This is a genomic window from Micromonospora sp. NPDC047753 (assembly GCF_040642735.1).
Lineage (GTDB): Bacteria > Actinomycetota > Actinomycetes > Mycobacteriales > Micromonosporaceae > Micromonospora.
Map to the genome: position 1 here is coordinate 1 of NZ_JBEYSL010000893.1, position 1,129 is coordinate 1,129.

At 74.6% G+C, this 1,129-nt stretch carries 1 protein-coding gene and 2 pseudogenes; 1 reads left to right on the forward strand and 2 read right to left on the reverse strand.

Features of this window, described 5'->3' with window-relative positions; genetic code table 11:
* Nucleotides 1–92, reverse strand: a pseudogene (locus ABZ749_RS35540) (aldehyde dehydrogenase family protein); the annotation flags it as partial.
* Here ABZ749_RS35540 and ABZ749_RS35545 point away from each other — a divergent pair.
* Nucleotides 90–317: pseudogene (locus ABZ749_RS35545) on the forward strand (site-specific integrase); the annotation flags it as partial. The pseudogenes ABZ749_RS35540 and ABZ749_RS35545 sit on opposite strands and share 3 nt — an antisense overlap.
* 6 nt (nt 318–323) lie before the next feature.
* Here the strand turns inward: ABZ749_RS35545 and ABZ749_RS35550 are convergent.
* A complete protein-coding gene (locus ABZ749_RS35550; RefSeq protein WP_357235842.1) occupies nt 324–1,010 on the reverse strand; it encodes a fasciclin domain-containing protein in 687 nt (228 codons plus the stop codon).
* Between the last annotated feature and the right edge of the window lie 119 nt (nt 1,011–1,129).

Consider the following 1,129-nt stretch of genomic DNA (forward strand, 5'->3'; position numbering starts at 1 on the left):
CAGACCGTCTTGGTGTTGCAGAACTCCCGCATGCCCAGCGCCGACAGCTCCCGCCCGTACCCGGAGTTCTTCACACCGCCGAACGGCACATCGGTGATCGGGTGCCGCGGGGTGCGCGGCTGCACGCGCTGCGGCACACCTTCGCGACCCGGTTGGCGGAGGACGGTGCGAGCGCGGCGGAGATCATGCGGTTGTTGGGGCACGCGTCGTTGGCGTCGTCGCAGACGTACATCGAGGTGACGGCCGGGCAGCAGCGTGACGCGGTCCGCGCCAACCGGACCAACCGCGCGCTGGCGGGTCTGGTGCCGCCGGGGTGAGGGTGGTCAGTGTGCGCGGTGGCCGGTGCCGTCGGCGGTGGCGGGCAGGGGGCCGAGGACGGCGTTGATGATGTGGATGCGGGCGTTGGTGGCCTGGTAGTCGGCGCAGACCGTGTCGGCGCGGTCGCCGAGGCGGTCGCCGAGGCGGGCGGTGGGCCCGGTGCGGGTGACGGTGACGGTGACTCCGTCGAGGGTGGTGGCGGTGCCGGCGGTGGTGAGGTCGGCGATCGGGTGGTTTCCGGTGATGAGGTGGGCTTTCAGCAGGGTGCGGAGCTGGTCGGTGTGGTGGGTCATGAGGTCGTCCCAGTTGTCCTCGGAGAACGTGGCGGCGAAGGCGTCGTCGGAGGGTGCCAGGAGGGTGACGCCGTCGCCGGCGGGTAGGTCGGTGAGGACGCCGCTGGTGCGCAGTGCCGCTTCGAACGTGGTGAGGGTGGGGATCCAGCGCAGCGCCGCCTCGACGGGTTGCCCGGCGAGGAAGCTCGGGTTGCCGGGGTCGGTGCCGGTGGGCAGGGCGGCGCAGAGTGGCCCGGTGGGCTGGGGTGCGGTGTTCGCGCGGGGGGCTGTGGGGCTGCCGGTGCAGGCGGCCAGCAGCAGGGTCGGCAGGAGCAGGCCGAGCGTCCGGCGGACGCGTCGAGCGCCGTGCGGTCCGCGGGATCGTCGGGGGTGTCGCGGTGCGGTGGCGGGGTGCGACACGGCGGCCTCCACGGGGTGCGGTGTTGCTGGTGGGGTGCCGGCGGCGGGGGGGGGGGGGGCCCGCCCCCGGGGGGGTTGGGGGCGAGTGGGTGGGGGGACTGGCGCGCCCGGGGTGTGCA